This is a genomic window from Undibacterium sp. TJN25, assembly GCF_049339885.1.
In the GTDB taxonomy this organism is placed as follows: Bacteria; Pseudomonadota; Gammaproteobacteria; order Burkholderiales; family Burkholderiaceae_D; genus Undibacterium.
In genome coordinates this window covers 35,590-60,408 of record NZ_JBMPPM010000014.1, presented here as the reverse complement: position 1 = coordinate 60,408, position 24,819 = coordinate 35,590, and the positions used below count along the sequence as shown (strand labels likewise).

The 24,819-nt window shown below is 58.1% G+C and carries 23 protein-coding genes; 11 read left to right on the top strand and 12 right to left on the bottom strand.

Annotation, left to right across the window (positions count from 1 at the left end; genetic code table 11):
* The first annotated feature begins 296 nt into the window (after positions 1 to 296).
* Positions 297 to 1,310, top strand: a complete 1,014-nt coding sequence (locus ACO0LO_RS26010; RefSeq protein ID WP_422968916.1) for a substrate-binding domain-containing protein — start codon at positions 297 to 299, stop codon at positions 1,308 to 1,310.
* A gap of 64 nt (positions 1,311 to 1,374) precedes the next feature.
* On the opposite strand, the gene ACO0LO_RS26005 is transcribed toward ACO0LO_RS26010, so the two are convergent.
* The 6 genes from ACO0LO_RS26005 to ACO0LO_RS25980 form a co-directional block, all read right to left on the bottom strand.
* A complete protein-coding gene (locus ACO0LO_RS26005; protein ID WP_422968914.1) occupies positions 1,375 to 2,256 on the bottom strand; it encodes a 2OG-Fe(II) oxygenase in 882 nt (293 codons plus the stop codon).
* Positions 2,257 to 2,265: 9 nt separating this feature from the next.
* A complete protein-coding gene (locus ACO0LO_RS26000; RefSeq protein ID WP_422968912.1) occupies positions 2,266 to 2,916 on the bottom strand; it encodes a hypothetical protein in 651 nt (216 codons plus the stop codon).
* A gap of 56 nt (positions 2,917 to 2,972) precedes the next feature.
* A complete protein-coding gene (locus ACO0LO_RS25995) occupies positions 2,973 to 4,349 on the bottom strand; it encodes a cytochrome-c peroxidase (RefSeq protein ID WP_422968911.1) in 1,377 nt (458 codons plus the stop codon).
* A gap of 242 nt (positions 4,350 to 4,591) precedes the next feature.
* Positions 4,592 to 6,916 carry a phosphoesterase gene (locus ACO0LO_RS25990; protein ID WP_422968909.1) on the bottom strand — a complete coding sequence of 775 codons (2,325 nt, stop codon included), beginning with the start codon at positions 6,914 to 6,916 and terminating at the stop codon, positions 4,592 to 4,594.
* Between the two features lie 310 nt (positions 6,917 to 7,226).
* Positions 7,227 to 7,727 carry a YybH family protein gene (locus tag ACO0LO_RS25985; protein ID WP_422968907.1) on the bottom strand — a complete coding sequence of 167 codons (501 nt, stop codon included), beginning with the start codon at positions 7,725 to 7,727 and terminating at the stop codon, positions 7,227 to 7,229.
* A 72-nt stretch (positions 7,728 to 7,799) separates the two neighbouring features.
* Positions 7,800 to 9,053 carry a diguanylate cyclase domain-containing protein gene (locus tag ACO0LO_RS25980; protein ID WP_422968905.1) on the bottom strand — a complete coding sequence of 418 codons (1,254 nt, stop codon included), beginning with the start codon at positions 9,051 to 9,053 and terminating at the stop codon, positions 7,800 to 7,802.
* Between the two features lie 225 nt (positions 9,054 to 9,278).
* On the opposite strand from ACO0LO_RS25980, the gene ACO0LO_RS25975 reads away from it, so the two are divergent.
* The 6 genes from ACO0LO_RS25975 (at position 9,279) to ACO0LO_RS25950 (ending at position 14,227) form a co-directional block, all read left to right on the top strand.
* Positions 9,279 to 10,514 (top strand): TIGR03862 family flavoprotein, encoded by a 1,236-nt coding sequence (locus tag ACO0LO_RS25975; protein WP_422968903.1) that lies wholly within the window; start codon positions 9,279 to 9,281, stop codon positions 10,512 to 10,514.
* 156 nt (positions 10,515 to 10,670) lie between these two features.
* The gene (locus ACO0LO_RS25970) at positions 10,671 to 11,012 is read left to right on the top strand and encodes a hypothetical protein (RefSeq protein WP_422968901.1); all 342 of its coding nucleotides are present in this window, start codon (positions 10,671 to 10,673) and stop codon (positions 11,010 to 11,012) included.
* Between the two features lie 568 nt (positions 11,013 to 11,580).
* Complete coding sequence (locus ACO0LO_RS25965; RefSeq protein ID WP_422968899.1) at positions 11,581 to 12,075, top strand: YbaK/EbsC family protein; 495 nt, start codon at positions 11,581 to 11,583, stop codon at positions 12,073 to 12,075.
* Between the two features lie 13 nt (positions 12,076 to 12,088).
* Entirely contained in the window at positions 12,089 to 12,310 is a 222-nt protein-coding gene (locus ACO0LO_RS25960; RefSeq protein ID WP_422968897.1) for a DUF1289 domain-containing protein, read from the top strand.
* An 8-nt stretch (positions 12,311 to 12,318) separates the two neighbouring features.
* A complete protein-coding gene (locus ACO0LO_RS25955; protein ID WP_422968895.1) occupies positions 12,319 to 13,239 on the top strand; it encodes an MBL fold metallo-hydrolase in 921 nt (306 codons plus the stop codon).
* A 91-nt stretch (positions 13,240 to 13,330) separates the two neighbouring features.
* Entirely contained in the window at positions 13,331 to 14,227 is an 897-nt protein-coding gene (locus tag ACO0LO_RS25950; protein WP_422968893.1) for an alpha/beta hydrolase, read from the top strand.
* Positions 14,228 to 14,270: 43 nt separating this feature from the next.
* Here ACO0LO_RS25950 and ACO0LO_RS25945 read toward each other — a convergent pair whose 3' ends face one another.
* Both ACO0LO_RS25945 and ACO0LO_RS25940 read right to left on the bottom strand, forming a co-directional pair.
* On the bottom strand, positions 14,271 to 15,125 hold the full coding sequence (locus ACO0LO_RS25945; RefSeq protein WP_422968891.1) for an enoyl-CoA hydratase-related protein: 855 nt from the start codon (positions 15,123 to 15,125) through the stop codon (positions 14,271 to 14,273).
* Positions 15,126 to 15,163: 38 nt separating this feature from the next.
* A complete protein-coding gene (locus ACO0LO_RS25940) occupies positions 15,164 to 15,820 on the bottom strand; it encodes a TetR/AcrR family transcriptional regulator (RefSeq protein WP_422968889.1) in 657 nt (218 codons plus the stop codon).
* A gap of 237 nt (positions 15,821 to 16,057) precedes the next feature.
* On the opposite strand from ACO0LO_RS25940, the gene ACO0LO_RS25935 reads away from it, so the two are divergent.
* The 4 genes from ACO0LO_RS25935 to ACO0LO_RS25920 all read left to right on the top strand — a co-directional run bounded on the left by ACO0LO_RS25935 (position 16,058) and on the right by ACO0LO_RS25920 (position 20,752).
* Complete coding sequence (locus ACO0LO_RS25935) at positions 16,058 to 17,032, top strand: NAD(P)H-dependent flavin oxidoreductase (protein WP_422968887.1); 975 nt, start codon at positions 16,058 to 16,060, stop codon at positions 17,030 to 17,032.
* 97 nt (positions 17,033 to 17,129) lie between these two features.
* A complete protein-coding gene (locus ACO0LO_RS25930) occupies positions 17,130 to 17,432 on the top strand; it encodes a DUF1330 domain-containing protein (protein WP_422968885.1) in 303 nt (100 codons plus the stop codon).
* 108 nt (positions 17,433 to 17,540) lie between these two features.
* Positions 17,541 to 18,680, top strand: a complete 1,140-nt coding sequence (locus tag ACO0LO_RS25925) for a carbonic anhydrase (protein WP_422968883.1) — start codon at positions 17,541 to 17,543, stop codon at positions 18,678 to 18,680.
* Positions 18,681 to 18,859: 179 nt separating this feature from the next.
* Entirely contained in the window at positions 18,860 to 20,752 is a 1,893-nt protein-coding gene (locus ACO0LO_RS25920; RefSeq protein ID WP_422968881.1) for a diguanylate cyclase domain-containing protein, read from the top strand.
* 3 nt (positions 20,753 to 20,755) lie between these two features.
* Here the strand turns inward: ACO0LO_RS25920 and ACO0LO_RS25915 are convergent, their stop codons facing one another.
* From ACO0LO_RS25915 to ACO0LO_RS25900, 4 genes are all read right to left on the bottom strand, one after another.
* Entirely contained in the window at positions 20,756 to 22,033 is a 1,278-nt protein-coding gene (locus tag ACO0LO_RS25915; RefSeq protein ID WP_422969011.1) for a phenylacetate--CoA ligase family protein, read from the bottom strand.
* Entirely contained in the window at positions 22,026 to 22,388 is a 363-nt protein-coding gene (locus tag ACO0LO_RS25910; RefSeq protein WP_422968879.1) for an MmcQ/YjbR family DNA-binding protein, read from the bottom strand. The genes ACO0LO_RS25915 and ACO0LO_RS25910 overlap by 8 nt, the downstream gene beginning before the upstream one ends.
* A gap of 13 nt (positions 22,389 to 22,401) precedes the next feature.
* Positions 22,402 to 23,280, bottom strand: coding sequence for an ABC transporter ATP-binding protein (locus ACO0LO_RS25905; RefSeq protein WP_422968877.1), 879 nt, complete (start codon positions 23,278 to 23,280; stop codon positions 22,402 to 22,404).
* Positions 23,281 to 23,367: 87 nt separating this feature from the next.
* A complete protein-coding gene (locus tag ACO0LO_RS25900) occupies positions 23,368 to 24,696 on the bottom strand; it encodes an ABC transporter substrate-binding protein (RefSeq protein WP_422968875.1) in 1,329 nt (442 codons plus the stop codon).
* Between the last annotated feature and the right edge of the window lie 123 nt (positions 24,697 to 24,819).

Here is a 24,819-nt window from a genome sequence, read left to right as displayed (position 1 = left end):
GAATTAAAGTTAAGTTATTTCCAAATGGAAATATAAAATTCCGCACAGCGGTTTTGGGGGAGGAACTCTATATTTCCCATGACATTTATCTGTAATAATCGTTCCACAATGTAACAAATAAAAAAGGGGTCCGAAAACCTCTTACAAAATAGGGTATGCGATTGATCCGCATGCTTGCCCATTTCCCCTATAAAGCTGACATCATGACATCGATCCATGGCAGGTGTTTCACAGTTTTTTTTCTCGCATTTTGCCTTGGCGGCGTGGTTGCTGCGCAAGAGAACCCGGCGCAATTCATGAGCCGCGCCAATGCCAAGGTGGCCCGTGCCGCTGCACTGAAAAATCATTGGGACGGCCCTGTCGACGGGCCGCGGCTGGCCAAGAAAAAAAAGATAGTCTTTATCGCCTCCGACATGGGGGACGCCGGCATCAGTGGCCTGTATAACGGCGTCAAGGAAGCAGGCGCCGGCGCCGGCTGGTGGGTGCTGACGATCAATTGCGGCGGCAGGTGCAACCAGGGCGCAGCCATCGTCAGCCAGGCGCTGGAGATGAAACCTGACGGCATCATCCTAGCGGGCGTGGATGCATCCACGCAGGCCAAGGGGCTTGCCGCAGCAGCAGAAGCCAAGGTGCCGGTAGTGGGCTGGCATGCGTCGACCAGATCCGGTGCTACCGATGGTTTGTTTACCAATATCACGACCAACCCCAAGGATGTGGCGCAGATCGCTGCACTGTACGGCGTGGTAGAGTCCAATAGCAAGGGCGGCATCATCGTGTTTGCCGATAACTCCAACGCCTATTCGCAGGCCAAATCCAATGCCATCATCGAAATCATCAAGCAATGCGAAGGTTGCCGCCTGCTGGGAGTGGAAGACATTTCCGCCGCTGATGCGCCTTCCCGCATGCAGGGCGTTGTCGAAGGCCTGACCAAGCGCTATGGCGCCAAGTGGAACCAGGCAATAGGCGTCAACGATGTGTATTTCGACCTGATGGAGAAACCGGCAATTGCCGCGCTGATGGCGGCGAACAAGGTGCAGTGCCTGTCGGCAGGCGACGGCTCCAATTCCGCCTACAAGCGTATCCGCTCCAATACGCTGCAGATAGGCACGGTGCCGGAACCCCTGTACATGCACGGCTGGCAGATCGTGGATGAGTTGAACCGCGCGTTTGCCGGCGTGGCTCCCAGCGGATACGTGACACCGGTGCATCTGGTTACGAGCCAGAATATCGCCTATGACGGCGGACCCAAGAATTATTTTGATCCTGCCAACGACTACCGCGGGCAGTACCAGAAATTTTGGGCTAAATAGTGCGCTAGCTTGGATTGCCGGAGAGGCTGCGCAACTCAGCCTCTCCGGCAGAGGCGCCTAGGTTTCAGGCCGAGACAAACCGCCGCTGCCGCATCCACTTGGTGGCGACCCACTTTTCACCCTTGGTAACCGGATCGCTGGCGTGCAGCGATGCATGGTCGATCTGGTTCAGTGAATTGGCATATTCAAAATACACGGCATTGCCGCGTAATGGCGACACTGCCCAGCCCGCTTGCGGGAACACGGTCTGGCCGCCGCTCTCCACTTCATTCAGGTAAGTCACCAGCGTGCTGACCCGCTGTCCGCTGCGTGCCAGCGACGCCTGGTTGGCCGGGTTGGACGGCACCAGGAAATCAAAATGCGGAGAGCTGCCGGCGCCTGTCGGGTAATACAGGATTTGCAGCCCTTCGCCGTTTTCCAGCGGCAGGTTCATGATCTCGGAAATGCGCTGGTCCAGCTTGGCGATGAAGGAATTTTCCTGTAGCTGGAAAAACATGCCGAAGCTGGTGCGCTGGCCGCTGACCACATCCTTGCCCGTCATCGGATCAACGATGGTCGATTCTTTCAGCCGTGGTTTGGCCAATGCGATAAGTTCGGCACATTCTTCACTACTGAACACATTGCTGAGTACCGCCAGCATCGGCCGCTCGGCTCTGGCGGCAATCCGCACCAGCCGGTCCGATGTTGCTATCTCCGTTCCAGGGCGGAAGATGGGCGTCTGATACTGGTAGTCGAGTGAGTTTTCATCGACGATGACCTGGTCCACCGGCACTGCGCCGCCGTTGCGGCGCGCGCTGACGAAGGCATGCATGATCGCCTGTGCCGCTTCTGCTTCCATCTGCTGCTCTTGCATGACCTGTATCAGCGCTGCCGGCGCGCTGCCCTGGTCCAGGTTATGGCTGATCCAGGTGCTGAGGTCGGACGAAAAACGGATGACTGTACTCATGGACTATACTCAAAGGTCGACTGCAACCCAGCCGTCGCCGGTCAGTTTAAAGCTTTCCTTCAATTGCATGGTGCCGGCGCCGCGCACGACCTTGTCCACCATGGGAAATACCTTCTGTATGTCGGCGTCTTTGGTCCACGGCGCTGGGTCTATCTTATAGGTATAGCTGACGGCGACCATCTTGCTGCCGTTGTCGGTCTTGCTGTCTTCCCAGCCGACGACCTTGTCCAGGCTCAGCTTGGCGGCGCAAAAATCACCTTTCTGGAATTTGATGTCGCCGTCGGATTTGACGCTACGCATTTCCTTGTCCAGATAATATTTCTTGCCTTCGTCGGTCAGCTCGTAGCGCCGCACTTTGATCTCGGCGCTGACGCCGTCTTCGGTGGCCGTAACGGTGGCAACGGAAGACTTGGTCAGCCCCAATTTTTCCAGCACCGGCATCTGTATGGCGTTGCGGCCGCCGGTATCGACGTCTTTCTGCGTGACGTCGATAGGCCAGACATTCTTGGCCAGGCACAGGTCGCCTCGCTTGGCCAGATAGGTATTCATACCGGCGCTGATATTTTCATTGTTCAGGTCGGTTTTGCTGCTGCATGCGGCCAGGGTAGCCAAGGCGGCTAAGGACAAAGCGGGAATGGCAAAAATACTTGGCTTGTTCATGTTCTATTTCACAAAATGTTCAGGGTTGCTCAGGGATGTTCAGGTTAAGGAATCGATTACTCCGCGCATTTTCCTGTGGAGTTGGCCTGGCCCGGCTTGTAGCCGTCGGTCAGTGTGCCAAGGAAGCAGATCAGGTCGCTGATGTTCTGATCCGTCATCGGCGGCTTGGAACCCACGGCGCGGCCGTCGAGTGGCACCTGGGTGTCAATGTTGGACGCGTACAGCGCAGGGAAGTCGTTGTATTTCTGTACGGTGCCGCCCTTGTACTGCGTCTTGATCAGGCCGTAGGTCGGGAAGCTGGCGTCATTGGTTTTCAACGGCGTGCCGCCCACGTTCGGATACCACAGCTCAGGCATCGTATCGCGGGTATTGTAGAAGCGGATGGCCTGTTCCAGCGAAGTGATGACGCCGTTATGGAAGAACACATTGCGCGTGGCAATATTACGCAGTGTTGGGGTTTTGAACATGCCGCAGAACGTGTTGGCCTCTGTTGCCGATTTCGGTTTGTGGTCGGTACGCAGAGGGCCGCAGACGCCTTCGTCGAAGTAGGCAGGGTCCTGGTTCAGCGGAATGCTGGTGTTGCGCGGCACGCCTATCGCTTCATACGAAAAGTCGGTGAACAGCGCAGAACTGCCGTTCAGCCCGGCGCCTTGATAGTGGCAGGAAGAGCAGTTGCCGACGTTCGGATCGGAAAATATGTGCAGGCCGCGCATTTCTGACGCCGTCATGTCGCCGCCTATCTTGTTGGCGGCATAGAGGTCAAATTTACTGCTGTAGGGATGGAAGCTGGTGTCCTCCATCTGGAAGGCTTGCAGAGCCTTGGTCGCATTGTCAAATGCCGCATTGCTGTCGGCGAAGGCGTCCTTGCCAAAAGCCTGCACGAACAGGTCTGCATAGGCCGCAGCCTGCAGTTTTTTCACAACATCGGCACCGCTGGTGTTGGCCATCTCTACCGGGTCCAGCAGCGGGATCTTGGCTTGTTCCGCCAGTGTATTGACACGGCCATCGGCAGTAAAGCCGCCGCCCGGGCCGGGGGCGCTGAAACCGTCGGGATTATCCAGCAAATCTGCGTAGGGCGGAGTGATGTCCTTGTAGCGCAGCGAAGGCACTGCGCGGTTACCCATCTGGTCCAGCTTGGGGCCGCCGAGCTGCACTGCCAGGTTGTTTGGCGGGCCATAGGCGAAAGCAGGATCATGACAGGTAGCGCAGGCCATTTTCCCGGAGCCGGACAGGCTCTTGTCGAAGAACATCTTCTGCCCTACCTGGGCGGCCAGGCTAAGCGTGACTGTCTTGGTAATGCTGGGTACGGACGGTGAAGAGGCCGCTGCCGAGTCGCTGCCTGAAGCGACTGGTGCGGCGGCATCGTGGGAGCCGCCGCAAGCGGCCAGGCTGAGCAGCAGGATGCTGGAGAAAGACGAGAGAGATAAGCGCATGGTAGTCATCATTCAATAAAAGCTTGTTGCGAAATTAGCCTTGGCCGGAACGGCGCCGGGATTTCAAGGCGGCAGGGAAGTGCAACAACGCTAGGTAATTTCGCAACATTCTTTGAATACGGGAAAGCACAAAGGGCGAGCCGGATTTCCAGTCGCCCTTCGTGCAGACCGTGCCGCCCATGGTGCAGCGGCACGCTATCAAAACAACACATCAGCCCCGGATACTGCCCGGGGCCAAGAGCTTACTTGGACTTCAATGCCCAGACGTTTGTCTGATTGGCATCCGCGCCGACTTGTGCTGCTGCCGAGACGTCAGCAGACTGCTTTTGCGTATAAGTAGCAGGGATGACGTGAGCGTGGTTGGTAGGACGCACAGAATCAAAATGCGTGTCCGAGCTACCGGCATATTCAGGCAGGTTGATGATGTTGGATGCGATGAACTGTTCTGTGTACTTGGAACGGTTCATGTAAGTTTCATCCTTCGCAGGGTCAGCCAGCTGGAACATGTCCTGGAACGTACGTACCAGCGAGAAGTGGCTGTATGCGTCGCTGTCGGAAACGCCTTTAGGTGCATTTGGCTGGTTGGTCAGGATGCCGAAGATACTTTGGCCGTGGCCGCGGTTACCCTTGGTGTAGTTGTTCACTGTCAGGTCAGCAGACCATGTGCCGTCGGCGTTCTTTTTGAGCGGGTTGGCAACAGTGCTGTTGGCCACGTTCCAGCCGCAGCAGGAGTTCAGGCCGCTAGTTGCATTGCCCTCGTCAAACATCAGGACGATAGCGATACGTTTTTGCTGGTTCTTCCACAGTGGAGAAGCCTGGATTTTCTTGACCAGGTAATCTACGTAGTTGTCGCCACGGGTAATGATCGCGCCGCCTGTTGCGTTAGGAACGTTGTTCGCTACGCTGGAGCAATCGCTGGCGGTGCCTGCTACGGCGCCGGTTGTCGTACCCTTGACGCTGATACCGTGCATGTCATCGCATTGGTCAGGCATGATGAAGTTCAATGCGCCGATGTTGCCGGACGCCAGATCCGTACCCAGCTGGTCGGCATCGTAGTTTGCCGGTACTGTGTACATGGACGTGTTTTTCAGGTTGGCATCCCATTGGCCGCCGCCGACTGTACGGTTGCTGAATTTCCATTCAGGCGCACTACGCACGTTTTGGTAAGCCATGCCTGGATGATGCTTGGTTTTGTACAAACCGGCAGGCATAGGCAGAACCAGGTTGGCGTCGCCAACTGTTGCGGAGTTACCGCCCACTGTGCCTGGAGCATAGACATAATCCTTGGCTGTGACTGCAGCGTCAGCGATACCGTCGGTACGCAGATCCTGGCCAGGATTGGTGGACTCGTTGTAAGTTCTCCAGTTCAGGCCGACGCTTGTCAGTGCTGTGAACAGGTTAGGCTTGCCTGTGATGTTGTGGTTCACCGCAGCGGCTTGCGTGCATGGCGATGTGAATGGCGAATTTTTCAGGCCAGGCTGGGAAGCGGTAGGCTCTGTGTCCTGTACTGCATTGGCGCCGGTAGCGTCGCAGTTCCATTGGCTGTCATCGGTGATGCCGAAGTCGTCGGCGCCGCCCAGTGCGGTGTAGTTAGGTTCGCTAGGATTGCCGGTTGCGTAGTAGCTGGTCAGCTGGTTGCCTGCTTTCAGGTAGCCGTTGATTTTTGGCGCGAAAGCGGAGTTCAGGATAGACAGCGTTGCCTTGTTTTCCAGCATGACGACGAATACGTGGTCGTAGCGTGGTACGCCTTCCAGTGCGAAAGCAGCTTGCTGCGATTGGGCGAAAGTGATTTTTGCGCGTGGGTCGGCAGCAGTATTTGCTGTTGCCTGTGTCACGCCTGTCAAACCTTTGAGGCGTGGATCGCCGCCTGGAACAGCCAGTGCGTCCGGATACAGGTCGCCGCGGTCCAGCTTGGTGATCGCGTAGGCGAAACGGTTGCTCAGTGCATTGGCTTCTGCCAGCATGGCAGTTTGTGTCGTGCCTGTCGCTGTATTGACGTCAGTCAGGATAGTGGCAGACGGTACGCCGATACGGGTAGCCAGGTTTGCTTTTTCAGTAGCGTAATCGCTGCCGTTGGCTTCCACGGAGCGGATGACTTCAGCAGACAGCGGGCTGATGACGATGCCGGCGGATTGCTCTTTTACTTGGTCAACGGATACGCGGAAAACGTTGCGCGATGCGACTTTTGCGCCGGAGGCTGTGTTGGTGGCGTCAGTGCCGATGTCGGCGATCAGTGCTGCAGCTGCAGACACGGTGATGGAGAATGCGCCTTTGGCATCTGTCGTGACCGGGGCTTCGCCGCTGTCGCATACGCCGTTATTATTGGCATCGACGCAGACTTTGGCATTCTGGTAGTAGCCGGCCAGGATAGTAGGATCGGTCGTGCTGCCTGCTTTCAGTGCAGTGGCAGCTACTACGCCTTTCAGTGTTACCGTGGTAGCAGGAGGGTTCTGATCGACCGGTGGAGTTGCGGCGTTGTCGCTACCGCCGCAAGCTGCCAGCATCGACGTTGCTGCGGCGAGCGCAGTCAGCGTGAAACCTAATGAAACGCCTTTCGGGATGTTCATAATTAACCTTGTAAAGTAGATTTTTGCCAATGTGGCGAGTGAAAATGCGGCACGCGTATGCAGCGCCCAAAAGCCACTGGACGGTATGTTGGCAGATACTTTATTGGTGTTTATGAAATGTATATGACCGTTTGTATCATAAAGAAACAGTCACTTAACAAGCGGAAAAAAATGGTGTAAACGCGAGCGCCGCTTGTTTTGAAGGGATTTGCCGGCAAGTAAAACCGGTGGCAGGTGCATCGATTCTAGCAGCGATTTCCCCAACTCCGCCATACCCTGGTTCAGATTAGTTACAAGGCTTTAAAAGAAATTATTTGTTGCCGCAATCGCAAGCATCATTGCCCTTGTCAAAAATGATGCGCCAGGTGCCGGGTGCTTCCAGCCGCCATATTGAAGTAAAGGTGGCGATCAGTTTCCCCTGCGGATCACGCACCGGGCCGCTGGACAGGGCCAGCGTGCCGGAGGCCAGCACTTCCACCTGTTCAGGTTCCCACGAGAACGGCGCTTCCGGCTTTTGATACAGGCGTTTCCACGCGTCGGCAATATTCTGCTTGCCGCGCAAGACTTCCTGCCCCGAGAAAAATACTGCCTCTTCGGACAGGAAAGAAGTAAAGCCCGCGTGGTCGCGCAAGGCCATGGTTTTCGCAAATGCACGCTCTGTATCGGCAACCTGTTTTTGCACGTCCGACATCGTCGGCTGGGCGGCGTAGCCTGGCGCTGGAAGCAGCATTGCCGCGAATACGGCGAAGGTGGTGACAAGCAGCCACAGGTATGCGCGCTGCAGCGGTAATTGAGGCGAGGCTTGGTTCATCAGGCAATCTCCGTGAAATCTTCATGCAGCGTAAAAGCGGCTGTGCTTATGCAAGCGCCGTCGTCAACGACATCAGTGGCGTTGGGAGTGCAGGGCAGGGCTGGTGTCCGGGAGGCCTGCATCCGTCGCCTGCGGCGGCAGGGACAATTCCGGTAGTGCCGCCATGATACTTAAGGGGCAATGGCGCGCAGCTTTCTGTGCCGATTTGTCGGCATACATGCGCTGGTCGGCGATATGCATCAGCTTGTCCGGTGTCACGCCGTCTGCGGGCCAGCGCGCTGCCCCCAGGCTGGTGCTGATTTCCAGCAGCGTACCGGCGATCATTGCCGGGCCATCCAGCGCTGCGCGCAGCCGTTGCAAGCTGGCGTCCAGCTGCTGCTGGTCAGCGATGCCGTGTGTCAGCACGATGAATTCATCGCCTCCTATGCGGCCCACGAAATCTGCCTCGCGGGCAAACCTGCGCAGGCGGGTTCCCAATTCAACCAGCAGCGCATCTCCCGTCTGGTGGCCGTGGCGGTCATTCACCTGCTTGAAATCATTCAGGTCCACCAGGATGAAGCCAAAGCCCAGTTCGCTGCGCGCGCTTTGCGCGGCGTTCCTGCGCATCACTTCATCGAAATGCCGGCGGTTGGGCAAGCCGGTCAGCATATCTTCGCGCGCCATGCCGAGGATCATTTTTTGTGCGCGCAGGTTGCACGCCGTGCTGACACTGAAAGTCCAGCCCATCGTGAACAGGATTGCAATCAACGACAGCGTGCTCATGTACGGGTCCAGCATCAGCCGCATCTGGTCGGTCGCCTGCCAGGCCAGCGCCCAGCGGCCGGCAAACCCGGCGGTCAGTGCGGCCAGAAAAATAGCGGCAATGCCATGCGTCATGATTTCCAGTTGACGGCTGCGGCGGATAAACGCAATCGCTATGCCCGTTGTCAGCAGCATGGCGACCGTATCGTGGAACAGGTAGCGGTGGATGGCGTCGTCGCGGTTGACAAATGCCATCAGGATAAAGACGGGAATCAACAAGATGCCGTAGCGCCAGCGGGTAGCGGATGAATATGCGCGAAAGCGCAAAGTGCCTTCCAGCATCAGCAGCAGCGTTGTCAGCGTCAAAGAATTATTGATCGCGATGACCAGTTCACGCGGCATGCCCAGACCGACAAAAAACTTGGAGATGAAAAATGCCGGGGCGGCTAACGATGCTGCCGCCGCCCACCATGCGGTACCGGGCATCTGGCGGTTGATACGCCATACAGCGATCAATACCAGCATGGACACCAGGCTCGCTGCTACGATCACCAGGTCTAGTGTGGGCTTATCCAGTTTGAGCATCGGCAATTATTGATATATTTTCTGAAATTGTAACTGCGTACGGCAAGCCATATCAGCATTTATTTCCTGACTTTGCCTTATTGTTGCAATACAGAAGTTTGTCCGGGACTGGAAGCGTTGCCGGGAGGGCTTCCTATACAATGGCGTGGTTTGGAAAATGCTGGAAATTGAGCAAAAGCAGAGTAGATGCGAAGCAGGGATTGCAGATGAACATAGCAGGTAAAAATGACAGGTAAAAAAGAGGCGCGCACAGTCGTTGTGATAGGGGGCGGACCGGCCGGACTGATGGCGGCGGAAACGATCGCTGCGCAGGGATGGCAGGTGGACGTATATGACGCGATGCCCTCTGTCGGGCGTAAATTTTTGCTTGCAGGCAAGGGGGGCATGAATTTGACACATTCCGAGCCGCAAGCGGCCTTTGTGCAGCGCTATGGCAACAGGCGCGCTGAAATTGCGGCCTTGCTGCAGGATTTTGGCGCGGAAGATGTGCGTCATTGGGCGCAGGAGCTTGGCATCGCGACCTTTATAGGCAGTTCCGGAAGGGTATTTCCGACCGACATGAAGGCGGCGCCCTTGCTGCGCGCCTGGCTGCACAGGATGCGCGAATGCGGCGTGCGCTTCCACATGCGGCACCGCTGGATTGGCTGGAAGGACGGCGCGCTGCTTTTTTCGTCAGCGGACGGCGAACGGCGCGTGCAGGCGGATGTGGCGGTGCTGGCGCTGGGCGGCGGCAGCTGGGCCCGCCTGGGTTCGGATGCCGCCTGGGTGCCGCTGCTGCAGCAACAGCAGGTGGAGGTCACACCCTTGCAGCCGGCCAATTGCGGATTCGACGTAGGCTGGTCCGAACACTTCCGCCAGCATCACGCGGGCCAGCCTCTGACATCGGTCATTGCCCATGTCAAGGACACCATGGGCAATCCGGTTTCTCGCCAGGGACAGTTTGTCGTTACCGAAGGCGGCGTCGAGGGCAGCCTGATTTATGCATTATCTGCGCCGCTGCGCGACCTGATAGCCGCGGAAGGCCAGGCTGTGCTGCATCTGGACCTGGCGCCCGGAAAATCGCAGCAAAGGGTGAACAGCGAAGTGCTGCATCCGCGCGGCTCGCGTTCCTGGTCCAGTCATCTGCAAGGCCGGCTGGGGCTGGACGGCGTTAAAACCGCTCTGCTGCGTGAATGCCTGCCTGCGGAATATTTCCAGCAGCCGGAGCTGCTGGCGCAAGCCGTCAAGGCACTGCCTGTCGTACTGCGCGCACCGCGCCCCATCGATGAGGCGATCAGCAGCGCCGGCGGCATCACGTTTGCTGCAATGAACGAGCATCTGATGCTGCGTGCCTTGCCCGGTGTATTCTGCGCCGGTGAAATGCTGGACTGGGAAGCCCCCACCGGGGGCTACCTGCTGACAGCCTGTTTTGCCAGCGGACGGCGCGCCGGCGTTGGCGTGCTGGAGTGGCTGCACCGCTAAAAATAAGCGGCAACATTGCATATTGGAAAAAGTTGGTACAATCGTGGGGTTGGTCAACGCTTGCCGAACCTGAATTACCCATCCCATGGGTTGTTTGCAAGCGGCACTACTTCTGCAGGCCCTTCCCCTTGTTTGTATTGAGCAGCATTTGTCCTTATGATTGATTCACGTTCTTCACCGCGCTCCAATGTGTCGTGGCGCGCCGCCATCCTCGTTTCCGCCGGCAATATCGTTCCTGCCAAAATCCTGAATATCGCCGGCATGGGTATACAGCTGCAATGCGCGCACCGCCTGGTCGACGGCCAGGTCTATCAGATGATGATGGAAGTGCCTGGTCCCAGGGATGCTTCGGTGCGTGCGCAGGTTGTGTGCAAGGCGAGCTGCAATTACACGATACTGAGCGGTAGCGAGTATCGTGCGGGCATGAAGCTGACTGAGGTGCCTGCTGAGCATCAGGGGTTGTTGGGGAATTGGGGTGGGAGGGCGGTGACGAGTTAAGGTTTAGGGCTGCTGCGCTGCTGATGTTCTATACGCTGCCCCGTTGATTTTTTCAGATTGCTGGCCGGGGGTAGCCCGGCAGCTACATACCTTTTTTGCTTCGCCAAAAAAGGTATGCCAAAAAAGGCGACCGCAGACTTGCCCTTCGGGTGATGACGCAAGCGTCATCACATTTTGCGTATCGCAGAAAATGGGGAATGAACGAAACTCGCCTACGGCTCAAACAACGTTCATTCCTGATCCATTTTCTGCGATACGCAAAATGCTACGTCCCGAGCGGGTTTAACGTCAAAAACAGCCCCAACATCCACACCAAGCTGTTTGGCTTTAAGAAATTGATATCCTCAAAAATTGAAGAAGCTGGTTGTCTTCGTTTTTGAATTCGCTGTGGCTATTCGGCTACCTCCAACCAGCAGGCTGCGGCAAGCTGGCGATTCTTGTAAGTGTGCGTGAATTTAAGAGCCCGGCATCCCTCATAGTTATGTCGCGTCCTTGTCAAAACACAGCTTTTTGCAGCCGCCCCTAGCCTGTGTTATAAATAAAATGTGTCTTAATTAAAAATTTCCCTATGTCCGCTGATACCAACGTCCTTCCCGAAACCGCCCAGAAAGTGGCTGACCTGCTCAAGACTTTGGGCCATGAGCAGGCTGTCGTCATGTTGCCTGCTACCGGCAAGACCTCGGCGGAGGCTGCTGCCGGGCTGGGGTGCAGTGTGGCGGAGATTGCGAAGTCGATTGTGTTTCGGCGCTTGTCGGATGATGCGGCGGTGATGGTGGTTGCCAGCGGCGCCAACCGGGTTGATGAAGGCAAGGTGGCGGCGATCGTCGGGCCGCTGGGCAAGGCGGATGCGAAGTTTGTCAAAGAGCGCATCGGCTATGCGATAGGCGGCGTATGTCCTATCGGCCATCTGGAAAAGACCGTCATGCTGATCGATGAGGACCTGATGCAGTATCCGAATGTGTGGGCGGCTGCCGGCCATCCGCATGCGGTGTTCCGGCTGACGCCGGCACAGCTGGCGGCGATGACGGGCGCTCCGCTTGCCGACGTCGCGCTGCGTTCCTGATGGGCCGCGCGATATGACGATCCTGTATGACTATGATCCCGACACGGATACCGGCGCCGTGCCTTCTCCTTGCATCGGTATTTGCAAGATGGATGACGCAGCAGGCTGGTGCTCGGGCTGTTTTCGCACGATTGATGAAATCATCCGCTGGAGCAAGGCGGACGACGGTTACAAGCGCGTCGTCTGGCGCGACGTCAAGCACAGGCTATTCGATCACGCGGAGCACAAGGAATAATGCCGGCGATGACAGATACGCGCGTGAGCCTGCCGCCATCGATGTCCGTGTTCGAGCGCGGCTGGCTGTCGTCCAATAATATCCTGTTCGTCGATGAAGGCCAGGCAGCGCTGGTGGACAGCGGCTACATGAGCCATGCGGAGCAGACGCTGGCGCTGGTCAGGCATGCGCTGGGTTCGCGCAAGCTGGATCTGCTGATCAACACTCACCTGCATTCCGACCATTGCGGCGGCAACGCGATACTGCAGCGCGAATATGCGTGCCGTACCCTGGTGCCGGTGGCTGACGCCGAGGCCGTGGCTGCATGGGATGAAGAGCAACTGACTTACAAGGCCACCGGCCAGCAATGCGGGCGCTTCACAGCCGATGGCGCCCTGTCGCCGGGCGAACGCCTGCAACTGGGTGGCCTGGAGTGGCAGGTGCTGGCGGCGCCGGGCCATGATCCGCATTCATTGATCCTGTATTGCACGAGCGAGGCGATCCTGATCTCTGCCGATGCACTGTGGGAAAACGGCTTCGGCGTTATCTTTCCGGAACTGGAAGACGCATCCGGTTTCGCCGAGCAGGCCGAAGTCTTGCAACTGATCGCCGGGCTCGATGTGCGCGTGGTGATACCTGGCCATGGCGCACCATTCTCCAATGTGGCCGCGGCGCTGGACCGGGCGCACGGCCGGCTGGATTACCTGGCGGCCGACCCGCGCCGCAATGCGCGCAATGCACTGAAGGTGATGATGGCTTTCCTGCTGCTGGAAAAACGCGAACTGTCCTTACACGGCCTGCAGGGACTGGTGCGGCAGAACCGCATTATGTGGGCTGCTGCACAGAAGCTGGATGCTCCTGTTGCTATGCTGATCGCTACGCTCGCAGCTGAGCTGGTTCAGGCGGGCGCTGCCACGCTGGACGGCGACAGGCTGCTCAACGCGCGGTAGTTTTTTTCCGATTTCCAAGAATACTGAAACCGAAGCTGCGGGCGCTGCGTATATAAACTTGCTTATATACGTCCCCCCACTTTGGAGAATTATGGCTACCTGGATCAAATTGAGCCTGGCTGCAGTGACTGTGCTGGCCTTTGCAGGCGGCCTTGCCGCCTGCGCGCCGGTCAAGGTCATCAATGCGCTGACTCCCAGCTCTTCCTATGTCAAGACTGCCGACATCGCCTATGGGCCGGATGCGCGCAATATGCTGGATATCTATGCACCGGCCCATCTTCAGGGCAAGGCGCCGGTGGTGGTGTTTATCTACGGAGGCACCTGGAACAGCGGCGATCGTGCCGAGTATTTGTTTGTCGGCGCCGCGCTGGCTTCGCGCGGCATTGTTGCCGTGCTGGCCGACTATCGCCTGTTCCCGCAGGTGCGTTATCCGGGCTTTCTGCAGGATTCGGCGCAGGCCGTCGCATGGACTGCCAGCCATATCGCGGAGTATGGCGGCGATCCCGCGCACCTGTTCGTCATGGGGCATAGCGCCGGCGCCTACAATGCAGCGATGCTGGCGCTGGATCCGCGCTGGCTGCAGGGAGCAGGCAGCAGCCCGGCCATATTGCGCGGCTGGATAGGCCTGGCCGGCCCGTATGATTTCATCCCGATTGAAAATCCCGACGTGAGGCCGGCATTTTTCTTTCCCGATACGCCACGTGATTCGCAACCCATCAACCACGTCAGCGCCGCCGCGCCGCCTACATTGCTGATCGCTTCCATCAAAGACAAGCTGGTGGATCCGGTACGCAATACCGACGGCCTTGCCGCAAAATTGAAAGCGGCAGGCGTGCCGGTCACGGTGCTGCACTTCGACAACACCAGCCATGTGTCGCTGATCGCGAGCATGGCCTGGCCTTTGCGGGGACTGGCGCCGACACTGGATACGGTTGCCGGTTTCATCCTGTCTGACGGTGGACGCAAGCCTGCTCCGTCGGCGCCCTGAGCGGCGTATATATAAGCCGCTCAGGCTCTATATTCGAGCGATATTATTTCAGCGTATAAGCCGCATCCGCAAAGCTGTGCACCGGCTCCAGGTCGGGATAAACCGGTGCGCGGCCTTGCTGTTTCGCCTGGAATGCCTCCACCAGGTTGCTGGTCTGCCAGATGCCCGATTGCAGCCAGCCCATCTGCTGCAGCGCGTCGTGCGTGCTGTGGTCGCGCGCATAATGGATCGCCTGTTTGCTGCCCCAAATCGCCACCGGCGGCTTTTCGGCGATCTCTGCGGCCATCTTCAGTGCCGCTTCCAGCATTGCCTGCTGGCTGTCAAATACTTCATTGACCAGCCCCGCTGCCAGCGCGCGCTGCGCCGGCAGGCGGCGGCCTGTGTAGGCCATTTCATGCACGATGCCTTCCGGTATCAGCTTGGGCAGCCTTTGCAGCGTGCCCAGGTCGGCGGTCATGCCAATGTTGATTTCCTGTATGCAGAAAAATGCATCGGCGCTCGCCAGCCGGATATCGCAGGCGGAAACCATGTCTACTCCGCCGCCTATACAGCCGCCCTGGATGGCGGCGATCACCGGCATGCGCAGCTGCTCTATCAGGTTGAATGCATGATGCATGTCTTGCAGAGCAGGCAGGATGTTGGCGCGGCCGCTGGCGTTGCTGTCGTTCAGCGAGATGCCGCCCTGGCCGAAAACATCCAGCGACATGCCGGCGGTAAAGTGTTTGCCGGTTGATGAAATGACCAGTACGCGCGCAGGCGCTTCGCGCTGCAGGGTTTGCAGTATGGCCGTCAGCTCGCGCCAGAACAGCGGCTGCATGGTGTTCATCGCGGCCGGGCGGTTCAGGCTCAGGTGGGCGATCTTGTTTTCTATGCGGAAGTCAAAACAGTGGTAATCCATGGTGTCTCCGTAGGGTGGTGATATTGTTATTGTGGTCGTTAATCTGTTGCGTCCGGGTGTTTCAGCGAAAACAGCACCGCGCGCACTGCTGCCTTGTACAGCTCGTCAGGGTGCTCTTTTTTCAGGTAATAGCCTTTCAGTTCCAGGCTGATGACGCCGTGCATCGCCGCCCACAGCAGCCTGGCCGCCGCGGTAGGGCTGGAGGCGGGCAGCCTACCTTCTTTCATGCAGCGTTCGAACTGCGCAATCAGCGGGGTAAAGGATTCCCAGGCGGCTACGCGCGACTCCAGCGGCGGCACGAAACCGGCAATCGCATCGCCGAACATCACCATGTAGTAACTGGGATTGCGGCGCGCATAGCTGTGATAGATGCTGGCGTAGTTCCAGATACCTTCCGTGCCGTTCATGGCCTGCTCGCCGGGCAGTGCGGCCGCATAGTCGGCATATTCCTGTTTTAGCCGCGCAAAGCCCTCCAGATATAGCGCATTCGACAGTCCGTCCTTGCCGCCGAAGAGGGAGTACAGCAGTGTCGTCGAACAGTTCACCGCCTCGGCTACCTTGCGCACGGTCAGTGCGGCTGCGCCTTCTTCCACCAGCAGGCGCGTTGCCGCATCCAGCATGCCTTGGCGCAGCGCGCTGCGCAGCCCTTCCTGCTCCTGCCGGAAATCGATGACTTTAAGTGTCGGGGAGCTCATTCGTACTCACGGTTGTTATTTACGCTAAAATTTAGCACGGTCGTTCGATAGATGTGAAAAACAACGTTTTTTCTGATAACATCATATCAGCGTCATCTAAAAACACCAATAGAAGCCTGTGCTTACAGCGTGTTTATAGCCAGTCTGCACAAGCTGCGCTGGACGAAACAGGTTTTAATTTGTATAACAGAGCGGCTGCGCACGCGGCCTTACCGATAACGAGACAGGATTACTGACATGACTTCTTCACACCTGCCGGCTGCGTTGCAAAACCTGGCCTTGCCTGTCATAGGCTCGCCCTTGTTCATCGCCAGCGGGCCCAGGCTGGTCGCTGCGCAATGCAAGGCCGGCATCGTCGGCGCGTTCCCGGCACTGAATGCGCGTCCGGCAGAGTTGCTGGATACCTGGCTGACCGAGCTGAAAGCAGAACTGGCCGCCTACCAGGAGGCTAATCCCGGCGCCAAAGTAGGCCCCATCGCCGTCAACCAGATCGTCCACCAGTCCAATGACAGGCTGGCGCACGATGTGGAAATGTGCGTCAAGCACCAGATCCCCATCATCATTTCATCGCTGCGCGCACCGCCCAAGGAAATGCTGGATGCGATCCACAGCTACGGCGGCATCGTGCTGCATGATGTGATTTCGATACGCCACGCGCAAAAAGCGCTGGAAGCCGGTGTGGACGGCCTGATCCTGGTTGCTGCCGGCGCCGGCGGCCATGCAGGCGGCCTGTCGCCGTTTGCGCTGGTCGGCGAAGTACGTAAATTCTTCAAGGGCCCGATTGCCTTGTCCGGCTCTATCGCTTCCGGCGACGCCATCCTCGCCGCGCAGGCGATGGGAGCCGACTTTGCCTACATCGGTTCACGCTGGCTGGCCACGCAGGAGTCGAATGTGGATGAAGCCTATCGCCAGGCCATCATTGAATCCAGCGCTGCCGATATCGTATACACCAACCTGTTCACCGGCGTGCACGGCAACTACCTGAAAAAATCCATCGTTGCCGCCGGCCTAAACCCGGACGAATTGCCGGTTGCCGACAAGAGCGCAATGAATTTCGGTTCCGGCGGCGGCAGCAAGGCCAAGGCCTGGCGCGACATCTGGGGCGCAGGCCAGGGCGTGGGCCTGATGCACGATGCGCCGAGCGTGGCGGAAGTGGTGCAGCGCCTCACGGCAGAATACGAAGCGGCCAAAGCACGTCTGCTGGGCGCTTGAAAACACCAATAAAATGCGGCAAAAAATCGCCGCCGCCGTAATGTCTTAAAATTAGGGCAATCCCATCCGGGCTTGCCCTTTTCTTATGGAGAAACAAATGCCAAAAGCTTATGTCGTTGCCGAAATCAATGTGACCAACCCCGACGGTTACGCCGACTACCGTCCGCTGTCCACCGCCAGCCTGGAACAATATGGCGGCAGCTTTCTCGTACGCGGCGGCCAGCGCGAACAGAAGGAAGGCGAGGATGAGCAGCACAATGCCGGCTGGCGCACCGTGATTACCGAGTTCCCGTCCATGGAGCAGGCAAAAAAATGGTATGACTCGGTGGAGTACACCAAGGCCAGGGCCATCCGCCAGCAGCATTCGATAGGCCGTCTGCTGATTGTGGAAGGAATGTAAGAAAGCGGGCCGCAGGCCTGTTTCGTTCTAGCCAAGCTTTTACCCGCATTCAAGTTTTGCGCGCTGTTTGCCGTTATTGGATTAAATCAATATTTCCAGCGATCAAACATGCGTAGCTTACTTGCACTGCTGCTAAGTGCCTTACTGGCATCTGCCGCCGCGGCGTCCGATTCCCCGGCTACGCCATCCAAGCCCATCAAGCAGGCCGCCTCCAGGGAGGAATCGGCCTCTGCTTCATCGTCCAAGGACAAGGACGACCCCAAATCCACGTCGAAAGAGGGCAAGGAAGGCAAAGAGGGCAAGGACAGCAAGGAAGGGAAGGAAAGCAAGCAGTCCAAGAGCGCTGCTGCTGCACGTGCCAAGGAAGCGCAGGAGGCGGACGAGCTGGCAGCCAAGATTGCGGAAAAACTTTCTGTGCTGCGCAAGGACAAGGAAAGCACTGCCGGCAGCAATGCCGCAAGCGCCCGTTCCATCGCCAGGCCGTCTTACAAGAGCCCGTATGCCATGCCCGTAAAACGTGTGGAAACATACGAGACCTCCAAGGCAAAGGCCGCCTCCGAAGTGCCCGGCACCACCATGCACTGGAGCTATGAAGGCGACGACGGCCCGCTGCGCTGGGGCAAGCTGAATCCTTCCTATTCCAAATGCGACATCGGCGAGCGACAGTCACCGATCGACATCCGCGACGGGTTGCGGGTGGACCTGAGCCCGGTCACTTTCGACTACAAGCCGTCACGTTTCAACGTCATCGATAACGGCCACACGATACAGGTCGCAGTCGGCCCCGGCAATTACATCAGCCTGCTGGGCCACACCTATGAGCTGGTGCAGTTCCATTTCCACAAACCGTCGGAAGAGCGCGTCAACGGCAAAAGCTTTGAAATGGTCGTGCACATGGTGCACAAGGATGGCGACGGCAAGATCGCCGTGGTGGCGGTGCTGCTGGAAAGAGGCAAGCCGCAGAGCGTGATACAGTCGGTATGGAACAACCTGCCGCTGGAAAAAAATGACCCGGTCCAGCCGCTGGTCACGATGGATGCGACCCAGCTGCTGCCGCAGCAGCGTGAATATTATACCTACATGGGTTCACTGGAGACGCCGCCTTGCACCGAAGGCGTGCTGTGGATCGTACTGAAGCAGCCGGTGGAGATTTCACCCGAACAGCTGGCCATCTTCAGTCGCCTGTATCCAATGAATGCGCGGCCCGTGCAGAAAACTTTCGGGCGCGTGATCAAGGAGTCCAATTGAATAAAGGCGTTAAGCGCCATGCAATACAGGCGGCCCGGCACTAAATGCCGGGCCGCCTGCTTTCTTCCGCTGTGTTGCTTCCCGTCTTTGTCGCCTGAATATTTCCCCCATCACTGTTTCGATGCAGCACAATATAGCTTGCCGATATTGTTGTCCTGTCCTTTCATGAAGCCCGCGTGATGAGCAAGCCTGATCCTGTGCCCAGCCGTCCCAGACCGTTCTCCAGCCGGTCTTTCCTGCATGCCGGCCTGCCAGGCATGCTGGCGTGGTTCCTGGCCTGCGCAGTCCTTGCCGGCGGATTATGGATGCTGACACTCGCAAGGCTGCACCGCGAGCATGCTACGCTGCAAAAAATTTCGTTCACTCAGGCCACGTCATTTTCCAGAACCTACGCGAGACAACTGGCCAGGTCGATAGAGCAGATCAACCAGATCACGCTGACGCTGAAATACTATTGGCAAGACACCAATGGCCGCCTGAAGCTGGAAACCCAGCTGGAGCACCTGTACCCCAGTTCCAATCTGCTGCATGTCAGCGTCGTCGGCACCGACGGCATGCTGGTGACCAGCACGCTGGCTATCGGCAAAGCCGGCGTATCGATTGCAGGCAGGGAGTATTTCCGAGCGCACAAAAACAATCCGGGCAGCGGCCTGATCATCAGCAAACCGGTACTAGGCATACGCCTGGGCAGGGTAGTGACTTTGTTTTCGCGCCGGCTGGACAAGCCTGACGGCAGTTTTGCCGGCATCATCGTGCTGGCAGCGGAGACACCTTACCTGGCCTCGTTCAGCGATGAATTTGCCTTACGCAAAAGCGACTTCTTTGCGGTCATCGACAAGGACGGCACCAGCTTTGCATCACAGGTCGGCAAGGACAGCAATACGCTGAAAACCGTTTTCTCCGTTCCGCCGGGTTTCCAGTCGGATTCCGGCGTCGAGGCGATGCCCGGCGACCGGTTTGCCGACCGGCAGCCGCGGGTAATCGCCTGGCAAAAGCTTGGTAATGCGCCGTTCATTTCTGTGGTCGGCTTGTCGGAGCAGGAAATTTTTAATGAATACCAGGCTACCGAACAGCACTACTTCAGGATCGCGGCGGCGGCTTCCATGCTGCTCCTGCTGTTTAGCTGTATGGGCGCCTACCTGTCTGCGCGGCTGGCGTGGCGCAAGCAGCAGGCGGACGAGGTAAAGACGGCCTATCACCTGGCCATAGACGGCGCGCGCGAAGGTTTCTACATGCTGCGCGCCCTGTTCAACCGGCAACGGCAGATAGAAGATTTCCTGATCGAAGACTGCAACGGGCGTGCCGCTGCGCTGGTCGGCCGCAGCAAGGAGGAGTTGATAGGAAGCCGGCTGCTGGCGCATTATTCAGGCACCCTCGCGGAACAGGTGCTCTCGGTGTTCAGCAAGGCGATGGAAACCGGTTTTCATGAAGACGTATTCAGGGTAGCTGCTGGCAGCCAGCTGAGGGCGGCATGGATACACCGCAGGCTGGTGCGCTCCGGCGCCGGCCTGGCGATGACCTTGCGCGATATTTCAGAGGTGAAGGAACAGGAGCAGTTATTGTCGGACCTGGCCAATATGGATGCGCTGACAGCCTTGCCCAACCGCTACTGGCTGCTGAACTTCCTGCCGTTGGCGATACAAAGGGTCAAGGACAACGGCAGCCGTCTGGCGCTGCTGTTCGTGGACCTGGATGATTTCAAGACCGTCAATGATACGATGGGGCACGCCGCCGGCGACATGCTGTTGCAGGCAGCGGCGTTGCGCCTGAAAAGCCTGGTGCGCGCCAGCGACCACGTCGTGCGGCTGGGTGGCGACGAATTCATCGTGATACTGGAGCAGATCCAGACTGCCGAAGATGCATCCCATATCAGCCAGCTTGTTATCTCGGCCATGAGCGCGCCATTTACGGTAGCCGACGGACATTCCCATCATGTGCACGCGTCAATCGGCATCAGCCTGTTTCCCGACGACAGTGACGATCCTGCCACGCTGCTGCAATATGCGGACAGGGCGATGTACAGCGCCAAGAAAGACGGCAAGGGACGCTACAGGTTCTACCAGACTCCATAGAACTTATTCATATTTCCGCGTGTCGTCTATCACCTTGCCGTCATTGGCCAGGCTGCCCGCCGGGACAAAAAGGACATCGCCGCGCAACTTGGTGATATCGCGCAGGCTGTCCACCAGCGCTGCCTGCAAGCTGCTTGTTGCATTTTCCGTTGCACTTCCCGTCTCTGCTGCCTGATCTATCTCGCAATGCAGCGTCATTGCATCATTGGCCATTTCACCGGTGACCACCAGTCTTGCCCTGGATACCTGCGGATGGCGTTTCAATACTTCCGCTACCTGGGATGGGTGCACGAACATGCCTTTTACCTTGGTGGTCTGGTCTGCGCGCCCCATCCATCCCTTGATACGGACGTTGGTGCGACCGCATGGCGATATGCCCGGCAGCACGGCAGACATGTCGCCGGTGCCGAAACGGATCAGCGGATAATCGGGATTAAAGGACGTAATCACCACTTCGCCGACTTCGCCGGCGGCAACCAGGTCGCCAGTACCGGGGCGGACAATTTCCAGCAGCAGGTCTTCATCCAGCACCATGCCCGGATTCAGCATGCCGCCGGTTTCGGTCTCATAGGCGATATTACCGATGTCGGCCGATGCATAGGTCTGCAATACGTGTGCGACGCCGTTTTCCTGCAGCCATTTGCGCAGCGATGGCGGCAGGGCTTCCGCGCCGACCACCGCTTTTTGTACGCTGGAAATGTCTGCTCCCATGTCGCGCGCTTTTTCGACGATGATTTTCAGGAAGCTTGGCGTGCCGACATAGGCTGCCGGGCGTAGCTCCGCCATTGCCTGCACCTGCATCTCGGTCTGGCCTATGCCGGCCGGGATCACGGGACAGCCCATTCGGGCCGCAGCCCCATCCACCATGAAGGCGGCCGGCGTAAAGTGGTAGGAGAAACAGTTCTGGATCAGGTCACCCGCGCGCAGGCCCACGGCATGAAAAGGGCGGGCAAAACGCCACCAGTCCTGCCCGTGCCCTTCCGGATCGAAAATGGGCCCAGGCGACATGAACACGCGGCGCAGTTGCGGCGGCGGCGTGCTGGTCATGCCGCCGAAAGGCAGGCTCTTTTTTTGCAGGTCCTTCAAGTCGGATTTGCGCGTGACCGGCAACTGTGCCAGCGCCCGGCGGGACGTGACATCGCCGGCATTCACGCCCTGCAGGATGCTGGCCCAGCCGGGTGCAGTCTGCGCGCGCGCCAGCAACTGCGGCAGCGCCGCCAGCAACGCGCGTTCGCGCTGTGCCGGGTCGCGTGTTTCCAGTTCGTCCAGGTAATCAGTCATGGCTGTCATCGCCTATCTCTTTTTGCTTGATTTTGGTCAGCTTCGCAAACACCAGTTCGTAAGAGCGCTGCAGCAATGCGCGCGCCTCGGCATCGTCCAGGCTGTTTATATCGGTCACCCTGACCCATCCCGCCCTGGCCAGGTAGGGTGCGGGAATGATGCCGGGCCTGTCCGTCAGTTCCAGGAAACGCTCGCGGTCAACCTTGAAGCTGAATCCGCGCTCGCGTTCCTTGTCATGGCTGGTTGCGGCGAACATCTTGTCGCCGACTGAAAATACCAGGCTGCTGCCCCATTTTGTCGCAGTCGTCGCGCCGTGCAACCGGGCACAGAATTCGCGTGCCTTCTTGTAGTTCATCGTAGCGCGTGCCCTACGCGAGCCAGCGCTTGCGGCGCCGGTAGAATTTCATATCGCGGAAGCTCTTGCGGCCAGCGCCGGAAACGCCCAGGTAGAATTCCTTGACGTCTTCATTGGCAGCCAGTTCGGCGGCCTGGCCTTCCATGACCACGCGGCCGTTTTCCAGGATGTAGCCGAAGTCGGCGTAGCGCAGCGCGACCATCGTATTTTGTTCGGCCAGCAGGAAGGACACGTTTTCCTTGCTATTGAGGTCTTTGACGATCTCAAAAATTTCTTCCACGATTTGCGGCGCCAGCCCCATGGAAGGCTCGTCCAGCAGGATCATCGACGGTTTTGCCATCAACGCGCGGCCTATCGCCGTCATTTGCTGCTCGCCGCCGGACGTATAGCCGGCCTGCGAGGCGCACCGCTCTTTAAGGCGTGGGAAATACGAATACACCATGTCCAGGCTGTCTTTCAGTTCCGCGCGGCTCAGGCTCCTGGTATATGCACCGGTCAGCAGGTTTTCTTCCACCGTCAGGTGGCCGAAGCAATGGCGCCCTTCCATCACCTGGATCACGCCTTTTTTCACCAGGTCGTTCGGCGTCAGTCTATCCACCCGTTCACCACGGAATTCAATCGCCCCCTTGGTGACGTCGCCACGCTCTGCGCGCAGCAGGTTGGAAATCGCTTTCAGCGTCGTGCTCTTGCCGGCGCCGTTGGCGCCCAGCAGCGCGACGATCTTCCCTTGCGGCACTTGCAGCGACACACCCTTCAGCACCAGGATTACGTGGTCGTAGATGACCTCGATATTGTTGATGCTGAGCAGCGGTGCGGATAGTGGCGCCACGGCTGCTGCAGCTGCAGTTTTTGCCGCATGCGGGGAAGAAGGGGCTTCAGATAATACAGTCATGGTCGGGGCCGGGTCGTAGGTAGTAGCTGTCCAGAATTGTCGCTGCTGGCTGGGGAGGCCTGGTTGGCGCCTCCCCGGCCAGCCTTATCACAGTTCCTTGCTGCAATCGCGCGGAGTAATATTTTTTTCCTTGCCATACTGCTTGGCAGACTCTTCCAGCAGTGGCCGCACCAGCTGCCGGTTGCCGTCTATCCAGTCCGATACGACGTTCCATTTGGTGCCGTCCCATTGCTGGATCTTGATCTTGCCGGAGCCTTCGTGGTCGAGACAGCTGGTTTTGACCGCCGGCATCAGGCCGGTAGCGCCCAGTTCTTTCAGGCGCGCGTCAGACAGGTCCAGGTGTTCCAGCGCCCAGCGCAGTTCTTCGCCGGATAATACTTTCTTGCCGTATTTTTTCTGGCCGACGCGTACTGCCTCTGCGGTGAGTATGCCGATGACGATGCCGCGGTTATGGTTGATGGAGCCGATCTTGCTCTTGTCCTGCAGGTTGCCCTTGCCGGCGCCGTAGACGACCTTTTCTATGTCGGCGACGATAGGCACATTCTTGCCGGATACGTTCATCGCAGCGGACAAATAGCCTTTGGCTGCATCGCCTGCCGGTACGGTGTCTTCCTCAGACCCTGCCCACCAGCTGCCTATCATCTTGTCGCGCGGATAGCCGACTTTTTGCGCCGCCTTCAATGCGGTCTGGTTCATCACACCGAAACCCCAGAAGATGACCCAGTCGGCCTTGTTCTGGCGCACCTGCTGCCATTGCGCACCCTGTTCATTGCCAGGTGGAGCGATGGGCACGGTATTGAGTTCAAAGCCATTGACCTTGGCTTCTGCCTGCAGATAGGTGATGGGTTCCTTGCCATAGGCTGAATCCAGGTACAGATAAGTGATCTTCTTGCCGCGCAGATTACCTTTTTCTTTCTGCGCGATGTACTTGACGATGGCCGTCGCCTGCATCGGGTAGGTGGTGATCAACGGGAATGCCCACGGGAAGTAGCGTCCATCCACGGTGTCGGTACGGCCGTAACCTGTCATCACCAGCGGCACCTTGTCGGCTACGGTCTTGTCCAGCAGCGCGTAGGAAATCGGCGTGGAAACCGGATGGATGACGGAACCCTTGGTCGGGCTCTTGGTCTTCAGGCGCTCATAGCATTCCACGCCCTTGGCCGCCTGGTATTCGGTTTCGCATTCTTCCCAGCTGAACTTGATGCCGCCTATACCGCCTTCTTTCATATTAATGTACTGCATATAGTCGATGAAGCCGCCGTAGATGCCGACTCCGCTGGGGCCGTAAGGGCCGACGCGAAAGCTCAGGATGGAAACAAATTGTTCGTTGGCCTGCGCCGCTGCGGGCGATATCAGCGATGCGGTCAAGGCGAGGCCTGCTGTCAGCGTCGCCAGGGTTTTCATGAGTCTGGACATGCGTATCTCCTAAGGAAAAAGCAAAAACGGGTTGTCTCGATATTGTGATGCTGCTTTATTTGTAGTGCTGCTACCTGTTGCTGTCGATACTTGATTTACTGCTGAATGTTGTCGGGTATTGCT